Annotated in this window: 26 protein-coding genes; 12 read left to right on the top strand and 14 right to left on the bottom strand. The window is 67.2% G+C overall.

The window, feature by feature from the left end; genetic code table 11:
• Positions 1–95: 95 nt before the first annotated feature.
• Positions 96–389: a chorismate mutase gene (locus OHS03_RS24510; RefSeq protein WP_056816138.1), complete on the bottom strand. Its 294-nt coding sequence runs from the start codon at positions 387–389 to the stop codon at positions 96–98.
• A 616-nt stretch (positions 390–1005) separates the two neighbouring features.
• Between OHS03_RS24510 and OHS03_RS24505 the strand changes: the two genes are divergently transcribed.
• Positions 1006–3348, top strand: coding sequence for a UvrD-helicase domain-containing protein (locus tag OHS03_RS24505; protein ID WP_235569487.1), 2343 nt, complete (start codon positions 1006–1008; stop codon positions 3346–3348).
• Positions 3349–3362: 14 nt separating this feature from the next.
• Here the strand turns inward: OHS03_RS24505 and OHS03_RS24500 are convergent, their stop codons facing one another.
• Both OHS03_RS24500 and OHS03_RS24495 read right to left on the bottom strand, forming a co-directional pair.
• Complete coding sequence (locus OHS03_RS24500) at positions 3363–4784, bottom strand: DUF1731 domain-containing protein (RefSeq protein ID WP_328657331.1); 1422 nt, start codon at positions 4782–4784, stop codon at positions 3363–3365.
• 73 nt (positions 4785–4857) lie between these two features.
• On the bottom strand, positions 4858–5898 hold the full coding sequence (locus OHS03_RS24495; RefSeq protein ID WP_328657329.1) for a M23 family metallopeptidase: 1041 nt from the start codon (positions 5896–5898) through the stop codon (positions 4858–4860).
• A 517-nt stretch (positions 5899–6415) separates the two neighbouring features.
• Between OHS03_RS24495 and sucC the strand changes: the two genes are divergently transcribed.
• The 6 genes from sucC to purH all read left to right on the top strand — a co-directional run bounded on the left by sucC (position 6416) and on the right by purH (position 13658).
• Positions 6416–7582: an ADP-forming succinate--CoA ligase subunit beta gene (gene sucC / locus OHS03_RS24490; protein WP_056814020.1), complete on the top strand. Its 1167-nt coding sequence runs from the start codon at positions 6416–6418 to the stop codon at positions 7580–7582.
• A 12-nt stretch (positions 7583–7594) separates the two neighbouring features.
• Positions 7595–8512, top strand: a complete 918-nt coding sequence (sucD, locus tag OHS03_RS24485; protein ID WP_056814017.1) for a succinate--CoA ligase subunit alpha — start codon at positions 7595–7597, stop codon at positions 8510–8512.
• Between the two features lie 204 nt (positions 8513–8716).
• Positions 8717–9745, top strand: coding sequence for a DUF5336 domain-containing protein (locus tag OHS03_RS24480; protein WP_328657327.1), 1029 nt, complete (start codon positions 8717–8719; stop codon positions 9743–9745).
• A gap of 114 nt (positions 9746–9859) precedes the next feature.
• On the top strand, positions 9860–11383 hold the full coding sequence (locus OHS03_RS24475; protein WP_328657325.1) for a cell division protein PerM: 1524 nt from the start codon (positions 9860–9862) through the stop codon (positions 11381–11383).
• Positions 11384–11419: 36 nt separating this feature from the next.
• Complete coding sequence (purN, locus tag OHS03_RS24470; RefSeq protein ID WP_328664388.1) at positions 11420–12100, top strand: phosphoribosylglycinamide formyltransferase; 681 nt, start codon at positions 11420–11422, stop codon at positions 12098–12100.
• Positions 12093–13658 (top strand): bifunctional phosphoribosylaminoimidazolecarboxamide formyltransferase/IMP cyclohydrolase, encoded by a 1566-nt coding sequence (gene purH / locus OHS03_RS24465; RefSeq protein WP_062986985.1) that lies wholly within the window; start codon positions 12093–12095, stop codon positions 13656–13658. Before purN ends, purH begins: the two co-directional genes overlap by 8 nt.
• A gap of 55 nt (positions 13659–13713) precedes the next feature.
• Here the strand turns inward: purH and OHS03_RS24460 are convergent, their stop codons facing one another.
• Complete coding sequence (locus OHS03_RS24460; RefSeq protein ID WP_328657324.1) at positions 13714–14157, bottom strand: hypothetical protein; 444 nt, start codon at positions 14155–14157, stop codon at positions 13714–13716.
• A 169-nt stretch (positions 14158–14326) separates the two neighbouring features.
• Between OHS03_RS24460 and OHS03_RS24455 the strand changes: the two genes are divergently transcribed.
• Positions 14327–14884: a LysM peptidoglycan-binding domain-containing protein gene (locus tag OHS03_RS24455; protein WP_056816130.1), complete on the top strand. Its 558-nt coding sequence runs from the start codon at positions 14327–14329 to the stop codon at positions 14882–14884.
• A 181-nt stretch (positions 14885–15065) separates the two neighbouring features.
• Here OHS03_RS24455 and rpsR read toward each other — a convergent pair whose 3' ends face one another.
• From rpsR to rpmB, 4 genes are read right to left on the bottom strand one after another with little or no spacing between them, the layout of a single operon-like run.
• Complete coding sequence (rpsR, locus tag OHS03_RS24450) at positions 15066–15323, bottom strand: 30S ribosomal protein S18 (protein ID WP_056814000.1); 258 nt, start codon at positions 15321–15323, stop codon at positions 15066–15068.
• Between the two features lie 36 nt (positions 15324–15359).
• Positions 15360–15665, bottom strand: a complete 306-nt coding sequence (rpsN, locus tag OHS03_RS24445; RefSeq protein WP_328657321.1) for a 30S ribosomal protein S14 — start codon at positions 15663–15665, stop codon at positions 15360–15362.
• Positions 15665–15835 (bottom strand): 50S ribosomal protein L33, encoded by a 171-nt coding sequence (gene rpmG / locus OHS03_RS24440; protein ID WP_056813994.1) that lies wholly within the window; start codon positions 15833–15835, stop codon positions 15665–15667. The genes rpsN and rpmG overlap by 1 nt, the downstream gene beginning before the upstream one ends.
• A gap of 9 nt (positions 15836–15844) precedes the next feature.
• Positions 15845–16081, bottom strand: a complete 237-nt coding sequence (gene rpmB / locus OHS03_RS24435) for a 50S ribosomal protein L28 (RefSeq protein ID WP_328657319.1) — start codon at positions 16079–16081, stop codon at positions 15845–15847.
• A gap of 103 nt (positions 16082–16184) precedes the next feature.
• Between rpmB and mrf the strand changes: the two genes are divergently transcribed.
• The 3 genes from mrf to rpmF are packed head-to-tail and all read left to right on the top strand — an operon-like array spanning position 16185 to position 17929.
• A complete protein-coding gene (gene mrf / locus OHS03_RS24430) occupies positions 16185–17489 on the top strand; it encodes a ribosome hibernation factor-recruiting GTPase MRF (protein ID WP_328657317.1) in 1305 nt (434 codons plus the stop codon).
• Positions 17486–17752: a type B 50S ribosomal protein L31 gene (locus OHS03_RS24425; protein WP_328657314.1), complete on the top strand. Its 267-nt coding sequence runs from the start codon at positions 17486–17488 to the stop codon at positions 17750–17752. Before mrf ends, OHS03_RS24425 begins: the two co-directional genes overlap by 4 nt.
• A gap of 3 nt (positions 17753–17755) precedes the next feature.
• Positions 17756–17929, top strand: coding sequence for a 50S ribosomal protein L32 (gene rpmF, locus OHS03_RS24420; protein WP_328657311.1), 174 nt, complete (start codon positions 17756–17758; stop codon positions 17927–17929).
• Positions 17930–17983: 54 nt separating this feature from the next.
• On the opposite strand, the gene OHS03_RS24415 is transcribed toward rpmF, so the two are convergent.
• The 6 genes from OHS03_RS24415 to OHS03_RS24390 form a co-directional block, all read right to left on the bottom strand.
• Complete coding sequence (locus OHS03_RS24415; RefSeq protein WP_056813982.1) at positions 17984–18208, bottom strand: hypothetical protein; 225 nt, start codon at positions 18206–18208, stop codon at positions 17984–17986.
• 503 nt (positions 18209–18711) lie between these two features.
• A complete protein-coding gene (locus OHS03_RS24410; RefSeq protein WP_328657309.1) occupies positions 18712–19488 on the bottom strand; it encodes an MHYT domain-containing protein in 777 nt (258 codons plus the stop codon).
• A complete protein-coding gene (locus tag OHS03_RS24405; RefSeq protein ID WP_056813977.1) occupies positions 19481–20080 on the bottom strand; it encodes a GTP-binding protein in 600 nt (199 codons plus the stop codon). Before OHS03_RS24405 ends, OHS03_RS24410 begins: the two co-directional genes overlap by 8 nt.
• A 4-nt stretch (positions 20081–20084) precedes the next feature.
• On the bottom strand, positions 20085–20456 hold the full coding sequence (locus OHS03_RS24400; protein WP_056813973.1) for a DUF742 domain-containing protein: 372 nt from the start codon (positions 20454–20456) through the stop codon (positions 20085–20087).
• Positions 20457–20462: 6 nt separating this feature from the next.
• Positions 20463–20867, bottom strand: coding sequence for a roadblock/LC7 domain-containing protein (locus tag OHS03_RS24395; RefSeq protein WP_056813970.1), 405 nt, complete (start codon positions 20865–20867; stop codon positions 20463–20465).
• Positions 20864–23683, bottom strand: a complete 2820-nt coding sequence (locus tag OHS03_RS24390) for an ATP-binding protein (protein ID WP_328657307.1) — start codon at positions 23681–23683, stop codon at positions 20864–20866. The genes OHS03_RS24395 and OHS03_RS24390 overlap by 4 nt, the downstream gene beginning before the upstream one ends.
• A gap of 291 nt (positions 23684–23974) precedes the next feature.
• On the opposite strand from OHS03_RS24390, the gene OHS03_RS24385 reads away from it, so the two are divergent.
• Positions 23975–24661: a response regulator transcription factor gene (locus OHS03_RS24385; RefSeq protein ID WP_056813964.1), complete on the top strand. Its 687-nt coding sequence runs from the start codon at positions 23975–23977 to the stop codon at positions 24659–24661.
• The last annotated feature ends 8 nt before the right edge of the window (positions 24662–24669 follow it).

Raw genomic sequence — 24669 nt, 5'->3', positions numbered from 1 at the left:
CCAAAAAATAACCGCCCCGGGGATGGTGTCGCACCCGGGGCGGCTTTTCGGAAGCGGCGAACTGGCTGGTCCGCCGCGAGGTCTGTGGTCTGGGGCTAGCGGCCGAGTCGGCCGCGGCCGAGGCGGAGCAGGAGCATGGCGAGGGTGTGGCCCTCCTGGCCGAGCTCACTGAAGCGCTCGAGCACCTTCATCTCACGGCTGTGGACCAGGCGCGTCCCGCCGGAAGCCATGCGGGTGCGGCCGATGATCCGGGAAATTTCGCTGCGGCGTTTGATCGCGGCGAGGATCGTGGCATCGAGCTGATCGATCTCGAGGCGGAGCTTGTCGATCTCGGCTTCGGACTGCGGCAAGGCCGAATCGGAGCCGGTGGTCGTAGCGGGGGTGCTCATCATTCATCTCCTCGTGTCAGAACTTGGATCGGTCAAACCGAACGGCCTGTTACCCGATCTGTTCCGTCACCCTGAAACTTTCCCGATGGGCGGTACATGATCCCCCGGGAGTACACACAAGTCGTACTCGCCGCCACGATATCGGATCGGCCTCCGATCCGGGCATGCGGAGAAGCGCTGACCATGTCGCCCAGTCTGCCATGGGGCGCTAGGTAGGCAAAACAGTTCAGTTTGTGAATTCGCTGAGAACGTTCACCAGCGCTGCTCGCGCCTACCTGGTCGAGTTCACCCGTAGTTTGCCGAGCTGCCGCCTGCCGGCCACCTCGGCGGCCGGGGTTCGCGGCTTGTCGGTGGCCGCCGGTAGCGTGGACAGACGATGGACATCACGGTCGCTCCCCACGCCTCAGCCACCGATCCCAGCGAACCGGCGCCCGCGCCGAGCGGTGCCGCGCTACCGCCTGCGGACGGTGGTGGAAGCGGTGCGTCCGCGCTGGCTCAGGCGGCGGCCAGGAACAGTGCCGAACAGTCCCAGCGCCGCCAGGAGCGCGAACAACAGCGCGCCGAGGAGATCGAGCGATTGCTCGACGGGCTCAACCCGCCCCAGCGTGCCGCGGTGATGCACGCGGGGTCCCCGCTGCTGATCGTGGCGGGCGCGGGCTCGGGCAAGACCGCGGTGCTCACCCGTCGAATCGCGTATCTGCTCGCGGCGCGGGGTGTGCGCACCGGCGAGATCCTGGCCATCACCTTCACCAACAAGGCCGCCGCCGAGATGCGTGAACGCGTCGCCGGGCTGGTCGGTCCGCGCGCGACCAGCATGTGGGTGTCGACCTTCCATTCCAGCTGCGTGCGCATTCTGCGGATGCAGGCGGCGCTGCTGCCCGGCTTGAATTCGAATTTCTCGATCTACGACGCGGATGATTCGCGTCGTTTGCTGACGATGATCAGCCGCGATTTCGAGATCGACACGAAGAAGTATTCTGCGCGGTTGCTGTCGACGGCCATTTCGAATCTGAAGAACGAACTGATCGGTCCGGAAAAGGCCGCCGCCGACGCCGAAGCCGACGACACCGAACTGCCCGCTCTGGTCGCCAGGGTCTACGCCGAGTACCAGCGGCGGTTGCGCACAGCCAACGCGATGGACTTCGACGATCTGATCGGCGAGACCGTGGCGCTGCTGCAGAACCATCCGCAGGTGGCCGAGTACTACCGGCGCCGGTTCCGGCATGTGCTGGTCGACGAGTACCAGGACACCAACCACGCCCAGTACGTGCTCGTGCGTGAGTTGGTCGGGCATCACAGCGAGTCGGAGGAACAGGCGGTCGAGCCGAGCGAGTTGTGCGTGGTCGGTGACGCCGACCAGTCGATCTACGCGTTCCGTGGCGCCACGATCCGCAACATCGAGGAATTCGAACGCGACTTCCCGGATGCGGAAACCATTCTGCTGGAGCAGAACTACCGCTCCACCCAGCACATTCTGTCCGCCGCCAACGCGGTGATCTCGCGTAACGAGGGCAGGCGCGAGAAGAAACTGTGGACCGATTCCGGCGAGGGTGAACTGATCACCGGCTACGTCGCCGACAACGAACACGACGAAGCCTCCTTCGTCGCCAAGGAAATCGACCGGCTCGTCGACACGGGCGATGCCAACTACGGCGACGTGGCGGTGTTCTATCGCACCAACAACAATTCGCGTGCGCTGGAAGAGATCTTCATCCGAATGGGCCTGCCGTACAAGGTCGTCGGTGGTGTGCGGTTCTACGAGCGCAAAGAAGTGCGTGACGTGGTGGCATACCTGCGCGTGCTGGAGAATCCCGAGGACGCGGTGAGTGTGCGCCGCATTCTCAATACGCCGCGTCGCGGGATCGGCGATCGGGCGGAGGCGTGCGTGGCGGTGCACGCCGAACAGCGCGGTATCGGTTTCGCCGCGGCGCTGCGTGACGCTGCCGATGGCAAGGTCGCGTTGCTGAATACCCGTGCGCAGCGGGCCATCGCGGGATTCCTCGATCTACTCGACGAGATTCGGGTGGCGGGCAAGCGAGCCGACAGCGACTATCCCGATGTGGGGAACGTGGTCGAGGCGGTGCTCGACCGCACCGGATATCGCGGCGAACTGGAAGCCTCCGACGATCCGCAAGACGGCGCCCGGCTCGACAACCTCAACGAATTGGTCAGCGTCGCACGCGAATTCAGTTCCGAGGCGTTCAACAATGCCGAGGCGGCGCGCGAGGAAGGGCTGGTGCCGGAGGCGGGCGACGGTGAGCCGGAGCCGGGATCGCTGGCGGCTTTCCTCGAGCGGGTGTCCTTGGTCGCCGATACCGATCAGATCCCGGACGAGGGCACGGGTGTGGTCACCATGATGACGCTGCACACGGCCAAGGGGCTGGAATTCCCGGTGGTGTTCGTCACCGGTTGGGAGGACGGGCAGTTCCCGCATATGCGGGCGCTGGGTGATCCGAACGAGCTGGCCGAGGAACGCCGGTTGGCCTATGTGGGGATCACGCGGGCGCGGCAGCGGCTCTATCTTTCGCGCGCGGTGGTGCGGTCGGGGTGGGGGCAGCCGGTGTCCAACCCGGAATCGCGTTTCCTGCAGGAGATTCCGCAGCATCTGCTGGATTGGCGCAGGCTGGAGCCGGTGATCTCACCGGTGCAGCGGGGGCGGCGTCGGGGTGAGGACAGCGGCTTCGATCGGGACTGGACCAGTGGGAACGGGTGGGATCAGCGGCCCGGCGTGCGTGGAGGATCCGGCGAGCGCAGGCCGGCGCCGGGCGGTGCGGTGAAGCGCAACAACACGGAATTGGTGCTGGCCGTGGGCGATCGGGTCACCGACGACAAGTACGGGTTGGGGCGGGTTGTCGCCGCTGACGGGGTGGGGCCGTTGGCTACGGTGACCATCGACTTCGGGTCCGCGGGGAAGATTCGGTTGATTCCACAGTTCAGTCGGACCATTGTGAAGTTGTGAGGTGGTTGGGCAACCTAACGGTCGAGCTCCCGCACGGCACGCTGAATACGCGGAGAGGCGGAACCGAGCAGGTCTGTCAGGGCTTCGTCGAGGGTGGGGTAGCGGAACTCGAAGCCTGCCTTGTGGAGGACTTCGGAGGTGGCGTGTCGGCCGGTGAGGCCGAGGGCCGGGTCGGTGCGCAGGGCTACCGCGCCTATCTTCAGGATCGCCGAGGGGGTGGGGGGTGATGAGGGACGGTGCAGGATTCGGCGGAGAGTGGCCATGAGTTCGGCGTTGCGGACCGGGAATTCGGTGGCGGCGACGAGGATGCCGTCGGGGAGGGCGACAGTGGGGTCGAGGCCGAGGCAGGTTCGGACGATGGCCAGCCAGTCCTCGATGTGGATCCAGCTGAACCACTGATCGCCGGGGCCGACGCGGCCGCCGAGACCGGCCTTGGTGAGCTGGCCGAGGCGTTTGAGGGCGGGGGCGTCGGGGTCGAGAACGATGGAGGTGCGCAGGATCGTCCAGTGGTCGGCGCGGGCGGGATCGAACGCCTCCTCCCACGGCTGGGCCACGCCGGTCATCTGCGGGAGACCGACCGGCAGGGGAGTTGTTTCGGTGCACCGGGTTTCGCCCGCGTCCGACCAGATGGCCGTGGTGCTGGCTTGCACCCAGTAGTCGACGGGGGTGTCGCGCAGGCCCGCGGCGGCGACCAGAGCGGCGGTGGAATCGACTCGGCTGGAGCGCAATTCGGCGATATTGCGTTCGGTCGGCCTGCAGTCGACCAGCTTTCCGGCGAGGTTGATCACCGCGAGCCGACCGGGTTCGCGCAGTTCGGCCGACCAGGAGCCGAGCGAGCGGCCGTCCCATTCGGTCTGGCGGAACGGGAGATCGGGGTTGCGGCGGCGGGTCAGCAGGGTGACGCGCTGTCCGCGGCAGGTCAGATCGGCGGCGATCTGGAGTCCGAGTGCGCCGGTGCCGCCCGCGATGACGACATTCAGCGCGCTGTCGACGGGGGCGAGTCCGGCCAGCCGGGCCAGGCGCGAGAAGTTCACGCGCGCATCGGTTTCGATGAAGGGGCGAACGACGGTGCGCGCCGCACCGGCGGAGGGGCCGGTGAAGCGGAGTTCCTGGGTGAGCTCGGTGCCACCGTCGCGGGGCGTCAGCCGCCAGGTGAGATGCATGGCGCCCGCGGGTTCGGGCTGCTCGATCCCGATCTCACGATTCGGTTCGAAGGTGGTGACAGTGAACGCTTTTGCGAACCGCCTGTGGATCCGGGCCGAGACGTTTCCGTTGGGCAGATAATCGCCGGTGGCCCCGACAGCGACCGGCGAGTGCATCCGCACCGATCGCACTCCGGGATTCCACTCCGGCCACTGCTCGAGATCCCCGAGCACACCCCACACCAATTCCGGTGCGAGCCCGATGAACTGTGTGTACTTCGTCGTACCAGCCATACCGCAACGCTAACCCCGCCCCTGACAGAGCGGAAGCGTGCTACTGGTCACGTAGAAGCGATTTCACGCCACGTCAGTCGCGCTGGGCGCCCAGGCTGATGCCGCGGGTGGCGAGCCACGGGACCGGGTCGATCTTGTCGGTGCCGTTGAGCCAGACCTCGAAGTGGCAGTGCGGGCCGGTGGAGAAGCCGCGGTTGCCCATGGTGGCGATCTGGTCGCCCGCCATCACGCGCTCGCCCTGCGAGACGGTGGCGGTGTCGATGTGGCCGTAGATGGTGACGGTGCCGTCGTCGTGCAGGACGCGGACCCACATGCCGAAACCGGAGGCCGGGCCCGCTTCGATGATGGTGCCGTCGGCGACCGCGTAGATCGGGGTGCCGATCGGACCGGCGACGTCGATGCCGAGGTGCTGGACGCCCCAGCGGGCGCCGAAGCCGGAGGTGTAGTTGCCCGAGGTGAACTTGGTGAACAGGGGCCGCAGCTTGGCGGATTCCTGGGCGGCGAGGTCTTCGGCGAACTTGGCGCCCTTGGCGAGGATGTCGTCGAAATGGCTCTTGTCGGCGACACCGGTGGCGTCGAGTACCTGCGGCGAAGCGCCGGTGCCCGGGTCGCCGACGTCGGCGGTGCTCATCGACTGGGCGGCGATCTCGTGAACCTGGCCCGCTGCCTCGTAATCGATGCCGTGTGCGGGCTGGCCCGGATCGGCCATAGCCGCCTGACCCGCGGCGACAACAGCGCCTGCGGCGACGGCGATGACCGCGGCGCGGCCCTTCAGCGCGGCGGGCGGTGCGGGGACGCGGTGTGCGCCGCCGCGACGTTCGGCGCGGCGCGGCGCGGGCCGCTCTTCCGCGGCGGTCTCTTCGGCCACGGGCGCCCAGTCGGCGCCGTACGTGCCGGTGTCATAGGACTCGTCCGCGGTCCATTCGTCCTCGGCGGGCGTCCATGCCGCGTCGTCGGACCAGGTGTTCTGATCGCGCCACGCATCGTCGGTCTGCGGCCATGCGGCGGCGGGGGCTCGACGGGCCTGCGGATGCGACGTGTATTCGTCGGCATACCGGTAACGGCGGTCGGAGCTGGTGCGATTTTCGACTGGAAGGGTGGAGCGGTGGTTCATCGGCCGTACCGAATCGCCAGCTGTTCCAAGCGAGTACTGAAGTACCTCAAGCTTGTCGTCCTCCTCAGTCCTGACTTGCCAGTCGTGACCTGGTTGTCGTGACCTGGTTGTGACTTCGACCGCATTGACGGTAACGAAGCGATTGCAGAGTGGCAAGCGCTGGTCGAAAACCTACACCTGTGTGTGACATTCGTCACCGTAACGCCGAGGAATAACTCACCGTTTTCCGGCATCTCGGGTGAGGTCTGTCGACGACATAACGTAGTAGATGCCGGGGTGTCCGGGCTTTAGGTGGCCCGACCTGCCAAGGCGTTGGCAAACGGCGAAAAACTACTCGCCAGTAGCCTTGGCCAGCGGTTTTCCGGGGCTTCCGTTATGGGTCGTGACCTGCGCCACTTACTATGAACGTGGTCGTTTAGCCCTCCCCGTGACTAGCTACAGTCCGATCCGACCCGCTACCGACGTCGGGCCGCCAACAAAGACGTTGTCATAGCAACGCAGACGAGACGGTGAGTACATGGATCTCTTCGAATATCAGGCGAAGGAGCTCTTCGTTAAGCACGGAGTGCCTTCGTCCGAGGGTCGTGTTTGCGACACGGCTGAAGAAGCACGCGCCATTGCCGAGGAAATCGGCAAGCCTGTGATGGTCAAGGCGCAGGTCAAGGTGGGCGGCCGCGGCAAGGCTGGCGGCGTCAAGTACGCGGCCACTCCGGACGACGCGTTCACGCACGCGCAGAACATCCTCGGCCTCGACATCAAGGGCCACATCGTCAAGAAGCTTCTGGTCGCCGAGGCCAAGGACATCGCGGAGGAGTACTACATCTCCTTCCTGCTCGACCGTTCCAACCGCACCTACCTGGCCATGTGTTCGGTCGAGGGCGGCATGGAGATCGAAGAGGTCGCGGAGAAGACTCCCGAGCGCCTCGCCAAGATCGCCGTCGACGCCGTCAAGGGTGTCGACCTGGCCTTCGCCCGTGAGATCGCGGAGAAGGGTCACCTGCCCGCCGACGTGCTCGACGCCGCGGCCGTGACCATCCAGAAGCTGTGGGAGGTCTTCATCAACGAAGACACCACCCTGGTCGAGGTCAACCCGCTGGTGCGCACCCCCACCGACGAGATCCTTGCCCTCGACGGCAAGGTCACCCTGGACGAGAACGCCGAGTACCGGCATCCCGACCACCTCGAGTTCGCCGACGTCGACGCGACCGACCCGCTCGAGCTCAAGGCCAAGGAAAACGACCTCAACTACGTCAAGCTCGACGGTGAGGTCGGCATCATCGGCAACGGCGCCGGTCTGGTCATGTCGACCCTGGACGTCGTCGCCTACGCCGGTGAGAACCACGGCGGCGTGAAGCCGGCCAACTTCCTCGACATCGGCGGCGGCGCCTCGGCTGCCGTGATGGCCGCTGGTCTGGACGTCATCCTGGGCGACGCGCAGGTCAAGAGCGTGTTCGTCAACGTGTTCGGTGGCATCACCGCGTGCGACGCGGTCGCCAACGGCATCGTCGGCGCACTCGAGGTGCTCGGTGCCGCGGCCACCAAGCCGCTGGTCGTTCGCCTGGACGGCAACAACGTCGAAGAGGGTCGTCGCATCCTCGCCGAGGCCAACCACCCGCTGGTGACGCTGGCCCAGACCATGGACGAAGGCGCCGACAAGGCTGCCGAACTCGCCGCAGCCAAGTAAGGAACCGTAAACATGTCCATCTTCCTGAACAAGGACAACAAGGTCATCGTCCAGGGCATCACCGGCGGCGAGGGCACCAAGCACACCGCGCTGATGCTGAAGGCGGGCACCAACGTCGTCGGCGGCGTGAACGCGCGCAAGGCCGGGACCACGGTCAAGCACACCGATAAAGACGGCAACGAGATCGAGCTGCCCGTGTTCGCCTCCGTCGCCGAGGCGATCGAGAAGACCGGCGCCGACACCTCCATCGCGTTCGTGCCGCCCGCCTTCTCCAAGGACGCCATCATCGAGGCCATCGACGCGGAGATCCCGCTGCTCGTGGTCATCACCGAGGGCATCCCGGTGCAGGACTCCGCCTACGCGTGGGCCTACAACGTCGAAAAGGGCGAGAAGACCCGCATCATCGGCCCGAACTGCCCCGGCATCATCACCCCCGGCGAGGCGCTGGTCGGCATCACCCCGAACAACATCACCGGCAAGGGCCCGATCGGCCTGGTGTCGAAGTCGGGCACCCTGACCTACCAGATGATGTACGAGCTGCGCGATTTCGGTTTCTCGACCGCGATCGGCATCGGCGGCGACCCGGTTATCGGCACCACCCACATCGACGCCATCGAGGCGTTCGAGAAGGACCCCGAGACCAAGATCATCGTCATGATCGGCGAGATCGGTGGCGACGCTGAAGAGCGTGCGGCCGCCTACATCAAGGCCAATGTGACCAAGCCGGTCGTCGGCTACGTCGCCGGTTTCACCGCGCCCGAGGGCAAAACCATGGGCCACGCCGGCGCCATCGTCTCCAGTGGTGGCGGTACCGCGCAGGCCAAGCAGGACGCGCTCGAGGCCGCAGGCGTGAAGGTCGGCAAGACGCCGTCCGCCACCGCCGCGCTCGCTCGCGAGATCTTGGAGAAGGCGTCTATCGCTTCTGCGTGATCTGAAATCTCACACTGTCGAAGGCCGCTTTCAGGTTTAACCTGGGCGGCCTTCGTCGATTCATCCACAGGTAGTGGTTTATCCACAGCCTGCATCGGTTGGTGATGACCGGGGCCGTGGCGTGCAGTAGCGTCAGGTATCGGATCAGGCACCAGTCAGTTCGACGCGACCGATGCGCACGACTCGACAAGGAGACGACGAGACATGTCATACCCGACCGGGGGCTCCGGGTACAACGCACCCGTGACACCCGCCGCGCCCCAGGGCCCGAGTACCGGAGCCGCCGCGGCTGCGCCATCGACCGCGACCGGTTCGGAAGGCAAAGGGCTGCCGTTCATTCTGACCGCGGCCGCAGCCGGACTCGGCGTCGTCACCTTCCTCCTCGGCTTCGCACCCTATGTCGGCTTCACCGCGCTGCGTGAGACCTCGACCGGCAGCATGTTCGAGTCCAGCAACGGCGCGATCGCGACGCTCATCCTGGCCGCTGCCTTGCTGGCCGGGCTGTCGTTGCTGCCCAAGCAGAATGTCCTCGGTGTCGCCGCCGCGCTCGCGGTGGCCTCGTTCCTCGGTGTCGTCGTCTCGCTGATCAGCGTGGGCGAAGGCGTGGAACTGCAGTGGGGCGCGTTCGTCGTCGCCGCGTTCTCGTTCGTCGTCGCTGTGTTGCTGGTGCTGGCACTGCTGTTCGGGCTGGGGATCATCAAGGTGCCCGCGCCGAAACCGGCTCAGCCGCAACAGCAGCCGGGCCAGTACGGCCAGTACGGTCAGCAGGGTTACGGCCAGCAGGGCTACGGCCAGACCGGCGGCCAGCAGTACGGTCAGACCGGTTACGGCCAGGCCCAGACCGGTGGCCAGTACCCGACGCAGTCGCCGTCGCCGTACGGCCAGCAGAGCCAGCCGTCGGTGCCGCAGGCGCAGCCGTCCTACGGCCAGCCGGGTCAGCAGGCCTACGGTCAGCAGCCGCAGCAGTCGCCTTACGGCCAGCAGTACGGTGCCCCGCAGCCGCAGCAGCAGCCCTCGCCGTATGGTTCGGCGCCGCAGGCACAGCCTCGTCCCGACGAGAGCGCGACGCAGACCTTCGGTGGGCAGCAGCAGGGCCAGCCGTTCGGTGCGCCGACCTACGGTGGCGCGCAGCCGTCGTCGCCGGGTCAGCCGCAGCCGTTCGGTGGCGAGCAGACCGCCGATCCGGCGGCCGACGCGACCACCGCGTTCCGTCCGAACGACGACAACAAGTAGAACCGACGGCTGCCGCACGGTGGTTCAGGTTCGATCGCGAGCCCACAGGTACGCCTGTGGGCTCGCGGCGCGCCTGACCCCCGGCCGCCGAGGAAGCTGCCACGCTGAATTGTCATGAGCTCCCGTAACGCCCTCGTGCGCCGGACCTCCGGGTCACGCGGCACCGGGGACACAGTCACCGCCCCACCGTCCGGGCCCGAGCCCGGTTGGTGGTCGCTCTCGCCCGAGCGGGCGCGAACCCTGCTGCTGGTCGCGGCGAGGCCGACGATCACTGCCTTGGCGGCGACGGTACTGCTCGTACTCGTGGTCATGCTCACCACCGGCACCGATCTCACCAGCGCGCCCGCCGCGGTCGCCGCTACGTGGCTTGCCGCCCACCAGGTTCCGCTCACGGTCGGCAGGACAACGCTCGGCCTGCTCCCGCTGGTACCGACGGCCGTGCTGGTCTGGCTGGCCGCGCGCGAATGCGCGCGTGCGGTCCCGAACCGGCCGACCCCTATCGAGCTGGGCTGGCTGACCGGTGCGGTGCTGGCCGGACCGCTGCTGATGACAGCGGTCTGTCTGGCCGTCACCGGCGACGCCGCGGGCGTCACGCCACTGGAATCGGCCGGTCCGATCGCGGCCTTCGGCTGGGTACTCGTGCTGTATCTGGTCGCGGCCGCCGCGGGCATCGGCAGTCGGGCGTGGAGTTCGCTCTGCGCGCTGGTGCCGATCGAGATCCCGGAATGGGCGGTCCTGGGCGCGCGCGCCGCGCGTCGCACCGTGCTCCGCATGCTCGGCTGCGCCGCACTGGCCACCGTGATCTCCTTCTTCGTCCATCTGTCCCGGCTCGACGGCGCTTTCCAGCAGGCCCACAACGTCACCGATGTACTGGGGATGACGTTGTTGTCCCTGCTCTACCTGCCGAATGTGGTGATCGGCGCGGCGGGGATCCTCAGCGGTGCCGCGGTGCTGTTCGGCGCCGGGTCGGTGGGTCTGTTCGGGGTCACCGGCGGACACATGCCGGTGTTGCCCGCGCTGATTCCCGTGCCGGAGGGGCCCGCGTCCGGGTGGTGGGCGGCGCTGCTGCTCGTCCCGCTCGCTGTGGGTGTGCTCGGCGGGATCGAACTCGGCCGTACCAGCGACGATCGGCCCGGCGCCCCGTGGGCGACCCTCACCTGCGCCGCGCTGTCCACGCTGACGTTCCTGGTGCTCGCGATCCTCGGCAGCGGTCAGCTCGGCGCCGTCGGGTGGGTCGGCGTCGATCTGCTGATGCTGGTCGTGCTGATGGTCACCTGGTTCGGGTTCGGCGGCTTCGTGGGCATGGTGTTCGCCCGCCGCTTCCTCGCGCCCGCCGCGCCGACCGAGGTCTACGACGAATACGACGCCGACGACTACGAAGACGACGACTACTACGACGAGGACGAGTACGACTACGAGGACGACGAGGACGCTGACGACGACGAGGACGACGAGGACGCTGTCGAATACGACGATCCCGCAGTCGAAGTCGACGGCGAACTGGTCGAAGACTTCGATGACGACGTCGAAGTGAGCATCGCCGCACCCGGCTCGACCGACGAGCCGACCGACGACATCGTCGACGTCGAAGTGGTCGAGTCGGACCTGCCGGACGGTGACGAGACCCCCGGTCGCTAAGCTCGACCCGGCGCCTATCGCCATCGCCGCCGCCCGATCACACGCAGGAGTAGAGCGCTGACGTCCTCGTTTGCCCCGTGGAAGCCCGCCAGAACACCGGCCACCGTCGTCGTTCTTGCCTCGGGCACCGGCTCGCTGCTCAACGCACTGCTGGCCGCCGCACGCGAGCCCGGCTACCCGGCGCAGATCGTCGCTGTCGGCGTCGACCGGGACTGCCAGGCCACCGCCCACGCCGATGCCGCGGGGGTGCCGCATTTCAAGGTCGGGCTCAAAGATTTTTCGGATCGCGAAGCCTGGAACGTCGCCCTCACCGAGGCCGTCGACGCGCACAAGCCCGATCTGGTGGTCCTCGCGGGCTTCATGAAGATCCTCGGCCCCGCGTTCATGGAACGCTTCGGCGGTCGTCTCATCAACACCCATCCCGCGCTGCTGCCGTCGTTCCCCGGCGCGCACGGGGTGCGTGACGCGCTCGCCTACGGGGTGAAGGTCACCGGCTGCACCGTGCACCTGGTCGACGCGGGCGTCGATACCGGCCCGATCCTCGCGCAGGAGACGGTCGCGGTGGTGCCCGGCGACGACGAGGACACGTTGCAGGAGCGCATCAAGGTTGTCGAGCGACGGTTACTGGCGGAGGTCATCGCCGCCGTCGCGACGCGAGGCATTGTCTCCGACGGACGAAAGGCAGAAATACCAGTGAGCGAGTACGCCGGTGAGTGAACGTAAGGCGATCCAGAGGGCGCTGGTGAGCGTCTACGACAAGACCGGGCTCATCGAGCTCGCCACCGGCCTGCACGCGGCCGGTGTGGAGCTGGTGTCGACCGGGTCGACCGCGGGCAAGATCGCCGAGGCCGGGATTCCGGTCACCAAGGTCGAGGATCTGACCGGTTTCCCGGAGACCCTCGACGGCCGGGTCAAGACGCTGCACCCCCGTGTGCACGCGGGCATCCTGGCCGACACCCGTCGCGCCGAGCATGTCGATCAGCTCGTCGAGCTCGGTGTCGAGGCGTTCCAGCTGGTGGTGGTGAACCTGTACCCGTTCACCCAGACCGTGGCCAGTGGCGCGAGCGTCGACGAGTGCGTCGAGCAGATCGACATCGGCGGACCGTCGATGGTGCGGGCCGCGGCGAAGAACCACCCGTCCGTGGGTGTGGTCGTCGACGTCACCGACTACGACGACGTACTCGCCGCGGTGAAGTCCGGCGGGTTCACCCTCGCCGAGCGGACCGCGCTGGCCGCCAAGGCCTTCCAGCACACCGCGAGCTACGACGTGGCCGTCGCGAGCTGGATGGGCTCGGTCGCCGTGCCCGCCGTCGCCGAGGAGACCGAGCAGTTCCCCGGCTGGGTCGCCGGTTCGTGGGAGCGCGCCGCGGTGCTGCGCTACGGCGAGAACCCGCACCAGGCCGCCGCGCTGTACACCAGCAACGACGGCACGGTCGGGATCGCGCAGGCCGAGCAGCTGCACGGCAAGGAGATGTCGTACAACAACTACACCGACGGTGACGCCGCCTGGCGTGCCGCGTTCGACTTCGACGAGCCCGCGGTGGCGGTGATCAAGCACGCCAACCCGTGTGGCATCGCCGTGGCAGGCGATATCGCCGAGGCGCATCGCAAGGCACACGCCACCGACCCGGTCAGCGCCTACGGCGGCGTGATCGCGGCCAACCGTGAGGTCAGCGTCGAGATGGCCGAGCAGGTCGCCGAGATCTTCACCGAGGTCATCATCGCTCCGGGCTACGCGCCCGGTGCCGTGGAAGTGTTGCAGCGCAAGAAGAATGTGCGCGTGCTGGTGGCCGAGGCGCCCCAGCGCAAGGGTGTCGAGCTGCGTCCGATCAGCGGCGGTGCGCTGCTGCAGGACCGCGACGTCCTCGACGCCGCGGGCGACGATCCGGTCAACTGGACTCTCGCGGCGGGCGACCCGGCCGACGTCACCACCCTCGCCGACCTCGAATTCGCTTGGCGCGCCTGCCGTTCGGTGAAGTCGAACGCGATCCTGCTCGCCGAGGACGGCGCCGCGGTCGGCGTCGGCATGGGGCAGGTCAACCGCGTGGACTCCTGCAAGCTCGCCGTCGAGCGCGCGGGTGAGCGTGCGAAGGGCTCCGTCGCCGCCTCCGACGCCTTCTTCCCGTTCTCGGACGGGCCGGAGATCCTGGTGGCCGCGGGCGTTCGCGCGATCGTGCAGCCGGGCGGTTCGATCCGCGACAAGGACACCATCGAACTCTGCAAGCAAGCAGGCGTCACGCTGTACCTGACAGGCGCTCGTCACTTCGCTCACTGAGTCGACAGCCGAAACGGGTGCCGCGCCGAATCCTCGGCACGGCACCCGTTTTCGGTTATCCGGCGTCGCGTACCTCGCGGGTGCCCAGTGGGGAGCTCAGGGGGATCGCCAAGCTGGCGAAGACGGCGTTCATGGTGCACATCTTGTTCACGGAATCCGCTCGCGTCCCGGAGCGCAGCGCGACGGTGACCGCCTCGGGGGTCTCGGTGACGGTGGCGTCCACGGCGTAGCACTCGGGGTTGCCGGTCTGGAAGTTGACGCTGATCGTGTTGTCGCTCAGTCGATTCCAGGACGTGAAGGGGATCGGGTGGGGGTTGACGAGGGTGGGATCGGCGGTGAAGGGCAGGCCGAGGCCGGGATTCGGAACCTCGGGTCTGCTGTTGGTGGTCGACGTATCCGGTTGGGGCGCAGGCTCATCCGAGGAACCGCAGGCGGTGAGGGGTGCGATCAGCACGGCCACGGCCGCCGCCGCGACGGTGTAGCGCGACATCGTTCTCATGCTGCCAACCCTAGACGGCACCGCCCTACTGTGAACTTTCCGCGAACCCTGCGCATAACCCCTCCGTTTCACCGCCGCGGCGACTAGATTCGGGTGCGATGCGACATTGTGGCAATCGGTCGGCATCTACTGTTGTGCTCTGCAATTGGCGATCTTCGAAAGGAACAACGTGGCCGACACGCTGCGCGTAGGCGAAGAACTGGGTCTGGGTCAGTCCCTGACCGGCGGTGCGTACACCCTGACTCTGCAGCCGGACGGCAACCTGGTGCTGAGTGAGCCCGACGGCAACGTCGTCTGGGCCGCCATGACGCATGGGCAGGACGCGCAGCGCGCGGCTCTGCAGCACGACGGCGACCTCGTCGTCTACAGCGGTGGCGGTGCGCGGATCTGGGCGACCGACACCAGTGGGAAGAACGTCGAGAAGCTGGTCGTGCAGCCCGACCGCAACGTCGTGCTCTACGGCACCGACGGTTCGGTCGCGTGGTCCACCGCCACCAACACCGACAACCCGCTGCCCGCCCCCGAGCCGGTCGCCGCCGCTCCGATCGCCGAAGAGGTTCCGCCGCCGCCGGCCGCGCAGACCTACACGGTCGAGTCGGGCGATACCCTGTGGGCCATCTCCGAGCGCTTCTACGGTGACGGCAACCGCTACCACGAGATCGCCGCGGCCTCCGGTATCGACAACCCGGATCTCATCAACGCGGGCCAGGTACTGACCATCCCGTAATTTTGGCGGCCGGGGCCACCGGTCAGGCGCCGCGGCTTGCTCCTTCGTCGCGTACGCCGCGGCACCTGACCGGCGACCCAGCCGCGAACGGGTCGGTCGTAAGACTCCCTTTGTGGTTATTGAGTTCTCGAACAAGGGTGGCCCCGGAGCTGTTGCTCCGGGGCCACTTTCGCGTTCACGGCTACTTGGTCGTGGTGAACGGCAGCAGCGCCATCTCGCGCGCGTTCTTCACCGCGACGGCGACCTGACGCTGCTGGCGCGGGGTCAGGCCGGTGACGCGGCGGCTACGGATCTTGCCGCGATCGGAGATGAAGGTGCGCAGCAGGTTGACGTCTTTGTAGTCGACGTACTCGATGCCCGCGGTGATCAGCGGATTCTTCTTCGGCTTGCGGCCCTGATCGGCCCGGGCCTTCTTGGACGGTGCTCGCTTCACTGCCATGGGATATTCCTTCTCACGAATCAGTTTGGGGAGTCTCTACCAGCTCGATTTGTGGACCCCCGGAAGCTCGCCCCGGTGGGCCATCTCGCGCACACGAACACGGGAGAGGCCGAACTTGCGGAGATAGCCGCGTGGGCGGCCGTCAGCAGCGTCCCGATTGCGCAATCGTACCGGACTGGCATTGCGTGGCTGGTTGCGCAGTTCGGCCTGTGCGGCGGCGCGCTCGGGCTCGCCGGTGTTCGGCTTGCGGATGATCTCTTTGAGCTCGGCGCGACGATCGGCGAACCGTTCGACGATCTCGCGCCGCTGTTCGTTGCGGGCGATCTTGGACTTCTTCGCCATCAGCGCTCCTCGCGGAAATCGACGTGGCGGCGCACGACGGGGTCGTATTTGCGCAGGACCAGCCGGTCGGGGTCGTTGCGGCGGTTCTTGCGGGTGACGTAGGTGAAGCCGGTGTCGGCGGTGGACTTCAGCTTGACGATCGGCCGGATATCGGTCGATTTCGAGGCCATGTTCAGCTCCTAGATCTTGTCCCCGCGAGCGCGGATACGGGCCACCACAGCCTCGATCCCGTCGCGGTCGATGGTCTTGATGCCCTTGGCGGAGACCGTCAGCGTGACGCGGCGGCCCTCGCTGGGCAGGTAGTAGGTCTTGTGCTGGATGTTGGGGTTCCAGCGTCGGCTGGTGCGCCGGTGCGAGTGCGAGACGGCTTTTCCGAAGCCGGGCTTGCGACCGGTGACCTGGCAGTGGGCCGACATGCGACCTCCTTCCATGGTTATGACAACCATTTTCGACAACGATTATTCCGCACTGTACAGTCGCCGTGAAGTAAATGAAAATCATTGTCGAAAGGGGTATCGGGTGCTTGACCAGTCGGACCGGAGAACGCCCGTGGTGCTGCTGGCCGGCTTCTCGGGACCCGCCATGGGCGGCGTCGAACACATCGCGAAAACGTTGAGCGCGGACGCGGGCACCGTGGTGGTGCATCACGAACTCGCCGAACTCCGTGAAGGCGTGGTGCGCCGCACGGTGCGCACCGCGGGCAACGTGAGCACCACGGTGCTCGAACTCGCGCACGGGTGCGTCTCGTGCACGCTGCGCGCCGATCTGCTGCCGATGCTGTGCACGCTCGCCACCCGCGACCATGTCGAACGCATCGTGCTCGCGCTGGATCCCGGCATCGAGGCCGAGGCGCTGTGTCACGCGATCGAGAATGTCGTGGTGACCGCAGTCGCCGATCGCGTCGACGGGCCTGCCGGGCGTTCCGTGCGAATCGAGGCCGTGCTCACCTGCCTCGACGGGCAGCAGTGGCTGGCCGACGCGACCGGTGACGAGGTGCTGGCCGATCGGGGCCTGGCTTCCGCCGACGACGAGCGCACCGTGGCGCAGGTGGCGGTCGGGCAGGTCGACTTCGCCGACGCACTGGTGGTCCTCGCCGCGGGAGTCGACGCGCTCGATCGCGAACGACTCGGGGCGGTCCTCGACCGACTGGCGCCCGCGGCCCCGATCGCCTGGCTCGACGAATTACCCGGCTTCGACGCGATGGAGATCGGCGCCTTGCTGACCCGCGTGCCCGCCGATTCGCGCCGAGGCCGGATCTTCGACGCGCACGCGCCGTTGCTGCGCGGACAGCCGCCGCTGAGCACCGACTGTGGTGTCTCGATCGTCGAATTCGCCGCGCGCAGGCCGTTTCATCCCCAGCGATTGCACGAGGCGCTCGATGTCCTGCTCGACGGCGTTGTCACTGCCCGCGGCCGGGTCTGGCTGGCGACCCAACCCGATCACGTGGTGTGGCTCGAGTCGGCGGGCGGCGGCCTGCGCGTCGGCGGGGCAGGGCGCTGGCTGGCGGCGATGAGCGCCGAGGAGCAGGCCGTCGTCGACGCTGATCGACGAGCGATGGCCGCGCTGGGCTGGGACGAGCGGTTCGGCGATCGTGATGTGTCGCTGGTGATCCTGGCCCACGACGCGGACCCCGTCGAGATCCGCCATGCCCTGCACTGGGCGCTGGTCGAGGACGACGAGTTGATGCTCGTCGAGCGGGCCCCGGAACGAGTCGCCTTGTGGGAGGACCCCTTCGGCGACTGGCACGAAGATCCCTGCGCTGACCCCACCGAGGCAACGGCTTCGGCGAGCGAGCGCACCAATCCGAGAGGAGAAACAGCATGAAAGCGGGCATCCATCCCGATTACCATCCCGTCGTGTTCGAGGACGCGAGCACCGGGAAACAGTTCCTGACCAGGTCGACCGCGAACAGCGACCGGACGATCGAATGGGCGGATGGGAACATCTATCCGCTCATGACCGTCGACGTGACGTCGGATTCGCACCCGTTCTGGACGGGCACCGCTCGCAACCTCGACGCCCAGGGCCGGGTCGAGAAGTTCGAGCGCAAGTACGGAAAGCGCTCGCGCGCAGGCAAGGAAGGCTGAGTCATGGCGGTTCCCAAGCGGAGGATGTCGCGCTCCAACACGCGAAGCAGGCGCTCGCAGTGGAAAGCGGAAGTACCACAACTGGTCCCGGTGACGGTGGCAGGCGTGCAATACCGAGTGCCGCGCCGGATCGTCAACGCCGTACGCAAGGGCATGATCGACCCCGCCCTGCTCTGACACAACAATGGCCTGCCAGAAATGCCTGGCAGGCCATTGTCATCTGCGGATAACTCAGCCTTCGCGTTCGGCGAGGGCCACCAAGGCCGCGGCGAGCTGGAAGAACTTGTTGTTGCCGAGGTCGGCGATGGTCTTGATCTTCAACGCCTCGAGCAGCTGCTTGTCGTGCGCCTCGGTGAGGCCGGCCAGCGCCGACGGGGGAGCGGCGAGAATGTCGGCGAGCGTCTTGTTCTCGAATTCCTTGTCGAGGACTTTGTCGAGCACCACGTTGACGGCCATGCGAACTCCTTCGTACGAACCTTGGATGTGCCGGGCGAGACGAATGCGCCCTTCAGCGACCATAACTCGGTTGGCGCATCGTGTGGTGAGCTTCCGAGGGGTCGGCGGTTCGTTCCGCGCGCCTACCTGTCCAGGGGTCTTACCCCGACACTGTTGTGCCTGTTCACAGCCTTGTCGGAGGGGTGGGGCAACTGCCCCGTTAACGGTGTGATGCGCGCCACTTGGCGCGGACCCGCCGAATGGCTTGCGGAACATTTGCTGAGAATCGAATTACCAACTCCTGGTTTGTTTTTCGCCACAAGAAAATTCCCGAACCACTGATGCGGAGTCCCTCACGGGTATGTACTCTCGTGCACGAGGGCGGGTTCCCCGAGTCAGGGGAACCCGCTCATCGCCACTTCAGGGGCGGTTTTCGCGGTAGTTCACCGCAGGTCGCGAGCGCTTCGATCAGCGGGGCGGAAGACCGGAAAGATTCCGGCAAACCGGACGTTAGCTGGTTGGCCTCAACGGGCCGGAACGGGCTGGCGTGCCTGGGCCGCGACGTCGCGCCGATCCGGTGCCACCAGCACCGCGGTGATCGGCACCGTCAGGCCGAGCGCACCGATCACGAACATCGGGAACACCAGGTCGAACAGCGGCAGCCCGTCCGGTGTCCGGACGGCTGGATCGATCGAGAACTTCAGTGCGGCGAGGGCCGTGTAGTACACCCCGGCGACGCCTAGCGCGAACAGCACCGACACCAACACCCGCACCGGTACCCGCCGGACCACCTGGGCCACCCACAGCGTGGCGGTGCACAGCGCCATCGACACCAGTACCGACAACCCGACGAGGCCGAGCGACTCCTCGACGGTGCCCTGTACGGCAAGCGCGTCGAGGGTCAGGTAGGTCGACAGTCCGACGCTCAATCCCATCGTCAGTCCGCCGATGATCAGCCGCGGCACCTGCGTGGTCCGGCCGCTGATCAGTAATCCGGCGAGCACGCCGACCACCGCGATGGCCAGCGCCGCCGCACCGAGCGCGACGTTGTACCGCACGGTGCTGTTGTTCACCCGCATCGCGAGCAGCGCGACCGAATTCGCCAGCCACAGCCCGACCCCACCGAGCGAGACCGCGGCCATCGTCAGCCAGATCAGCCGGAACCGGATCGAGTACTTCGCGTGCCGGACGCAGGCGAACGACACCAGCGCCCCGAGCGCCGAAAGATCCAATGCGAGCCACGCGATACCGGTGCCGTGCGCGAAGGTTTCGGCACCGGTCGCGGCGAGCACATCAAGCACGCCTGCCCGCTCCTTCGAACTGCTGCGGCTCGAGTTGGGCAATGGCGTATTCGGTCACCGCCGCCAGTGCCTGACGGACCTCGACGGCGTTGCGCGCATCGATGTCGACGATCGGGATGCCCTCGCGCACCGAGAGCGCTTCGCGCAGTTCGGCGATGGGGAAGCGGGGGGCGTTGGGGAAGCGGTTCACCGCGATCAGGAACGGCAGTCCGCGCGCCTCGAAGAAGTCCACGGCGGCGAAACTATCTTCTAGCCTGCGGGTATCGATCAGCACCACCGCGCCGATGGCGCCACGGATCAGGTCGTCCCACATGAACCAGAAGCGTTTCTGGCCCGGCGTGCCGAACAGGTAGAGCACCAGGTTTCCGGGCAGCACGATGCGGCCGAAGTCCATGGCCACGGTGGTGGTTTCTTTTTCCGGCGTCTCGGCGAGGTCGTCGATGCCATCGGAGAAATGGGTCACCATCGCCTCGGTGCGCAGCGGCACGATCTCCGACACCGCACCGACGAAAGTCGTTTTACCGGCGCCGAATCCGCCGGCCACAACGATCTTGGTCGATGCAACGCGTTGTTCTGTTGCCGGCGGGCGCATGCCATCAGAGGCCACGGAGTCCACGCAAAGTCCTCTCCATCAGTGATCGGCGTTCGTCGTAGCTCGCCTGTTCGGTCAGCGTCGAATGCACTCGAAGAATCCCGCCCACTACGAGATCGCCGATCATCACCCGGACCATACCCAGTGGGCGTCCAAGGTATGCGGCAATCTCGACGACAGAAAGCCGATGTGTGGCAAGACGCACGATTTCGATCCGCAAATCGCCTGCGGACCAGTCGTTGTGCGCTGTATAAGAGACCGTCTCGACGACTGCTTCCAAGGGCAGCGCGATCGCGGGCTCGGTGCGGCCTGAAGTCAGGGCATAGGGCCTGACTCGCGTAGTCGGCCGGTGATCGGATCCGTAAGGGCTCGACATCTCACCTCAGCCGGCGGAGCGGGCGGTGGCGGTAACCGCCGAGCCCACCCGGTCGACGAGCAACGCCATCTCGTAGCCGATACGGCCGATGTCGTGGCTCTTGTTGGCGAGAACGGCCAGGTGCGAACCGTTTCCGACGCTCATCACCAGCAGGTATCCACGCTGCATCTCCACGATCGACTGCATCACCTTGCCGCCGTCGAACAGGTGCGCCGCACCCATCGACAGGCTCGCCAGACCGGCGGTGACCGCGGCCAATTGCTCGGCGCGGTCCGCGGGTAGATGGGGACTGGTCGCCTGGAGCAGTCCGTCGGCTGAGACGAGCACCGCGTGCGAGACGCCGGGTACGTCGCGGGTGAAGCGGGCGACCAACCAGTTCAGATTCTCGTCTGTGGGGTGCGCGTTGCTCATTCGAGGCCTCCGTCGTTGTGCTGGATCTCGGCACGGCCGCTGCGGACGCCGCTGAGATGTCGGGTCAGGTTGTTGCGGATCTCCTCGGGGTCGCGATCGCCCGCTTCCTCCGCGGGGGTGAGCCCACCGGGGACGAGCTGAGCGCCCGGCTTGCGGATCGGCAGGCCGCCGCTCGTTCGCGAGGACGTGGGCGGGTGGTCCGCCTCGGCGGCGGCCGTCCAGCCCGCGTCGCCGGGGGCGCTCCACGACGCGCCGTTGCCACTGTCGGATTCGGCAGCGGCGGAAGCCGGTTCGACGAGCCACTCCGAGACCATCCGCTGGTAGATCGGGGTCGGTGCCGGGCCGGAAACTGGCTGCAAGCGGGTGCTCGTCGTCGGCAACGGGTCGGTGTCGATGGATCGCGACACCGGCGTCGGCTCGGGCTCGGGTTCCGGCTCGGGGTCTGGCTCCGGCTTCGGTGGTGCGGCGGGTGCGGACTGAGCGGCGAGCTCGGCCAGCGCGCTCGCGGGCACGCGCTGCGGCAGGCCGAAGGGCAGCGAGTCGGTGACCGTGGGCGGATCGGTGGGCACCGGGAGATCGTCGGAGTCGTGATCGTGCTCGGCCCACATGCCTACCGGTGTCGCGTCGTCGTCGGGGTCGACGCCGACCGGTGCCGGTGGGGGCGCCGGTACCGCGGCCGGAATGCGTTGTGGAAGGCCGACATTGGTGAGCGAGGAGTTGGGCGTGCCGACGCCGTTGGTCGGGACGAGTGGACTCGGACCCGACGGCGTGAATATCGCGGGCCCGGGCAGCGGGGAGGCGGGCAGGTCGAGATCGGTCACCGCGTCCAGCGAGACCAAGGGGCGCGGCCCGGTCGGCATGATCGGATTCGGTCCGGTGATATCGGCCGGAGTCAGTGCGTACGGGCCGATTCCGGTGGGCATGATCGGGTTCGGCCCGGTGGGCGGGCCCGACGACACCGGCGGCGACGGCGCGACGAGCGCGCTCGGCAGATGCACGCTGGCAGTGATGCCGGGCTGCGGCGCGGCACCGCTGGTGCGGCGCAGGCTCACGGTGATGGTGTGGCGCTTGGCGAGCCTGCCGACCACGAAAAGACCCATGCGGCGGGCGGTTTCGATGGTGACCTCACCACCGGAGGCGAGTCGGTCGTTGGTTGTCTGCAGATCGTCGGCCGACATGCCGAGGCCGCGGTCGGTGATCTCGATCAGATAGCCGCTGTCGACGGCCCGGCCGACGATGACCGCCACCGACGTGCTCGGCGGGGAGTAGCGCAGCGCGTTGTCGATGAGCTCGGCGAGCAGGTGCTCGATATCGACCGCGGACTCACCGGCGACGACACCGTCGGGCACATTGCCGATCTCGACGCGCTGGTAGTCCTCCACCTGCGAGACCGCGCTCCACAGCATGTCCGACAGCGGCACCGGCGGCAGGTGGCCGCGGCGCAGCACGGTGCCTGCGAGCACGAGCAGGTTGTCGCCGTTGCGGCGCATGCGGGTGGCGAGGTGGTCGAGGCGGAACAGGGTCTGCAGGCGCGAGGGGTTGTCCTCGTCGTGCTCGAGTTCCTCGATGAGCGCGAGTTGCTGCTCCACCAGCGACTGGCTGCGCCGCGACAGCGTCTCGAACATGTTGCCGATCTGCAGGCGGAGGCGCGCCTGGTCGCCTGCCAGATTCAGGGCCTGCTCGTGGATCTCGTCGACGGCACGGGCCAGCTGACCGATCTCGTCGGTGGAATGCACTCCCACCGGCGTGATCTCCGGCGTCGCGCCGCCGCTGCGGACCACGGCCAGCTCGTCGGGCAGCTTCACGTGCGCCACTTCGAGCGCGTCGCGACGCAGCCTGCGCACCGGCACCACCAGGGTGCGGGCCACGGCGAGCGCGAGCGCGAGCCCGGCCAGCAGCATGCCGAGCACCAGGGTGGTCTCGCGCAGGGCGCCGGTCTGGGCCGTGGCGGTATTGCTGTCGAGGGTGTGGTCGATGTTGTCGAGCAGCGCGGAGATGGTCGAGGCGTAGGTGTCGGCGCTGACCTGCAGCGTATTGAGCACCGCCGCGTTGGTGGTCGGGTCGCCGTTGTTCTGGCTGAACACGCTGATCCGGGTCTGCACCGCGTCGAGCAGCGCCGCCTGGCTGCCCGCGTGCTCGGGCAGGATCATCCCGTAGGTCTTGATCATGTTCGCTTCGGAGCCGAGCTCGACGAGCATCTTCGCCCGCGCGCTCTGGCTGCGACCCGATTCGGGCGAGACGACCAGGGTGCGTTCGCGGGTGAGCACCCGGCGGGATTGGTGCAGCGCAGTCAGCTGCAGGAAGTAGCGCTGCACGATGAAGTCCTCGACCTGGGGGGTCTTGGACAGCGCGTTGCCGATCCGTTCGCCGATCTCGTCGGTCTGCTCACCGACCATCGCGGGGGAGCCGCCGCGCACGGTATTGCGCAGGGTGGCGCCGGTGGTGGTGGCCGCGGTGAGTTCACTGGCGACGCCGGCGTCGATGCGAGCCGAGCGCAGCGCGCTCTGCACCTCGGCGAGCGCCTGGTCGTAGTTGGTGAGCGCGGCGTCGGTCTGCGGGTCGGCGATCGCACCCCAGTTGGCTGTCGCGGCCACGGCGAGTTGTTCGGTCGCGGTGGCGAATTTGACGACGGGTCGGATGACGGTGGCCTGTTCGGTCGCCGCGCCGAGCTGCGTCATCGTTTGCAGTTCGTTGTTGATCCGCAGCACGGCGAAGGTGGTCGCGAGCATCACCGGCAGCACCAGCACCACACCGACCTTGCGCGTTACCGACCAGTTGGACAGGCTGAATTGCCAGGAGCGCGATGCAGGTTCCATCCGCGTGCGTTGCCTCTGCTTCCACGTGTGACCCCGGCCCGCGCGGGGAGGTCGCGGAGCGATGCGAGCGCAGAACCAACTGGAGGTCTTCTTTTACCGCAGGAAAGATACCGTGCCGAGTGGGCATCGGCAATCCGGGCCACGCGGTCTGTAATTCGCCGAATATGCGCTCACACAACGACGATTCGTTGAGGTTTGTCAAGACCTACAACATACATCGCCTAGAACACGACGTTCGGCGCGCCGAGCCCTCTCAGTACGTTCTCAGTCGGTCACGGCAAACTACAGCACATGCGCATTCTGGTAGTCGACGACGATCGCGCGGTGCGGGAATCACTGCGCCGGTCTCTGAGCTTCAACGGCTACACCGTCGACCTGGCCGTCGACGGTCTGGACGCCCTGGAGAAAGTGACCGCAGCCAGGCCCGATGCGCTGGTTCTCGACGTCATGATGCCGCGCCTGGACGGCCTGGAAGTGTGCCGGCGGCTACGCAGTACGGGCGACGATCTGCCGATTCTCGTTTTGACCGCGCGCGATTCGGTGTCCGAACGCGTGGCCGGGCTCGACGCGGGTGCCGACGATTATTTGCCGAAACCTTTCGCGTTGGAGGAATTGCTGGCGCGTTTACGGGCGTTGCTGCGTCGGCGAACGCCCGATCCTGGTGAAGCGTCGGAGGCGATGGTGTTCGCTGACTTGTCGCTGGATCCGGTCACCCGTGAGGTTTCGCGCGGCGAACGCGGGATCAGTCTGACGCGCACCGAGTTCTCGTTGCTCGAGATGTTGATGGCCAATCCACGCCGGGTACTCACCCGCGGCCGAATCCTCGAAGAGGTCTGGGGCTACGACTTTCCGACCTCCGGCAACGCGCTGGAGGTCTATATCGGCTATTTGCGCCGCAAGACCGAGGCCGACGGCGAGGAGCGACTGATCCATACCGTGCGTGGCGTCGGTTACGTGCTGCGCGAGACCCCTCCGTAGGCGGGCGG

Source organism: Nocardia salmonicida (genome assembly GCF_036142455.1).
GTDB lineage: Bacteria > Actinomycetota > Actinomycetes > Mycobacteriales > Mycobacteriaceae > Nocardia > Nocardia salmonicida.
The sequence above is the reverse complement of the archived record's forward strand: the minus strand, read 5'-3'. Positions and strand labels throughout refer to the sequence as shown.

Bases quoted from the DNA above. Each gene is read 5' to 3' on its own strand.
- OHS03_RS24505 (WP_235569487.1), top strand. From the start codon at position 1,006: ATGCACGCGGGGTCCCCGCTGCTGATCGTGGCGGGCGCGGGCTCGGGC.
- OHS03_RS24385 (WP_056813964.1), top strand. From the start codon at position 23,975: ATGCGCATTCTGGTAGTCGACGACGATCGCGCGGTGCGGGAATCACTG.
- rpmB (WP_328657319.1), bottom strand. From the start codon at position 16,081: ATGTCGGCCCACTGCCAGGTCACCGGTCGCAAGCCCGGCTTCGGAAAA.
- OHS03_RS24415 (WP_056813982.1), bottom strand. From the start codon at position 18,208: ATGGCCGTCAACGTGGTGCTCGACAAAGTCCTCGACAAGGAATTCGAG.
- OHS03_RS24500 (WP_328657331.1), bottom strand. From the start codon at position 4,784: ATGGCTGGTACGACGAAGTACACACAGTTCATCGGGCTCGCACCGGAA.
- OHS03_RS24425 (WP_328657314.1), top strand. From the start codon at position 17,486: ATGAAAGCGGGCATCCATCCCGATTACCATCCCGTCGTGTTCGAGGAC.
- sucC (WP_056814020.1), top strand. From the start codon at position 6,416: ATGGATCTCTTCGAATATCAGGCGAAGGAGCTCTTCGTTAAGCACGGA.
- rpsN (WP_328657321.1), bottom strand. From the start codon at position 15,665: ATGGCGAAGAAGTCCAAGATCGCCCGCAACGAACAGCGGCGCGAGATC.
- OHS03_RS24405 (WP_056813977.1), bottom strand. From the start codon at position 20,080: ATGCGCCCGCCGGCAACAGAACAACGCGTTGCATCGACCAAGATCGTT.
- OHS03_RS24480 (WP_328657327.1), top strand. From the start codon at position 8,717: ATGTCATACCCGACCGGGGGCTCCGGGTACAACGCACCCGTGACACCC.
- OHS03_RS24475 (WP_328657325.1), top strand. From the start codon at position 9,860: ATGAGCTCCCGTAACGCCCTCGTGCGCCGGACCTCCGGGTCACGCGGC.
- rpmF (WP_328657311.1), top strand. From the start codon at position 17,756: ATGGCGGTTCCCAAGCGGAGGATGTCGCGCTCCAACACGCGAAGCAGG.
- OHS03_RS24400 (WP_056813973.1), bottom strand. From the start codon at position 20,456: ATGTCGAGCCCTTACGGATCCGATCACCGGCCGACTACGCGAGTCAGG.
- rpmG (WP_056813994.1), bottom strand. From the start codon at position 15,835: ATGGCCTCGAAATCGACCGATATCCGGCCGATCGTCAAGCTGAAGTCC.
- OHS03_RS24390 (WP_328657307.1), bottom strand. From the start codon at position 23,683: ATGGAACCTGCATCGCGCTCCTGGCAATTCAGCCTGTCCAACTGGTCG.
- sucD (WP_056814017.1), top strand. From the start codon at position 7,595: ATGTCCATCTTCCTGAACAAGGACAACAAGGTCATCGTCCAGGGCATC.
- OHS03_RS24495 (WP_328657329.1), bottom strand. From the start codon at position 5,898: ATGAACCACCGCTCCACCCTTCCAGTCGAAAATCGCACCAGCTCCGAC.
- rpsR (WP_056814000.1), bottom strand. From the start codon at position 15,323: ATGGCAGTGAAGCGAGCACCGTCCAAGAAGGCCCGGGCCGATCAGGGC.
- OHS03_RS24510 (WP_056816138.1), bottom strand. From the start codon at position 389: ATGAGCACCCCCGCTACGACCACCGGCTCCGATTCGGCCTTGCCGCAG.
- OHS03_RS24460 (WP_328657324.1), bottom strand. From the start codon at position 14,157: ATGAGAACGATGTCGCGCTACACCGTCGCGGCGGCGGCCGTGGCCGTG.
- OHS03_RS24395 (WP_056813970.1), bottom strand. From the start codon at position 20,867: ATGAGCAACGCGCACCCCACAGACGAGAATCTGAACTGGTTGGTCGCC.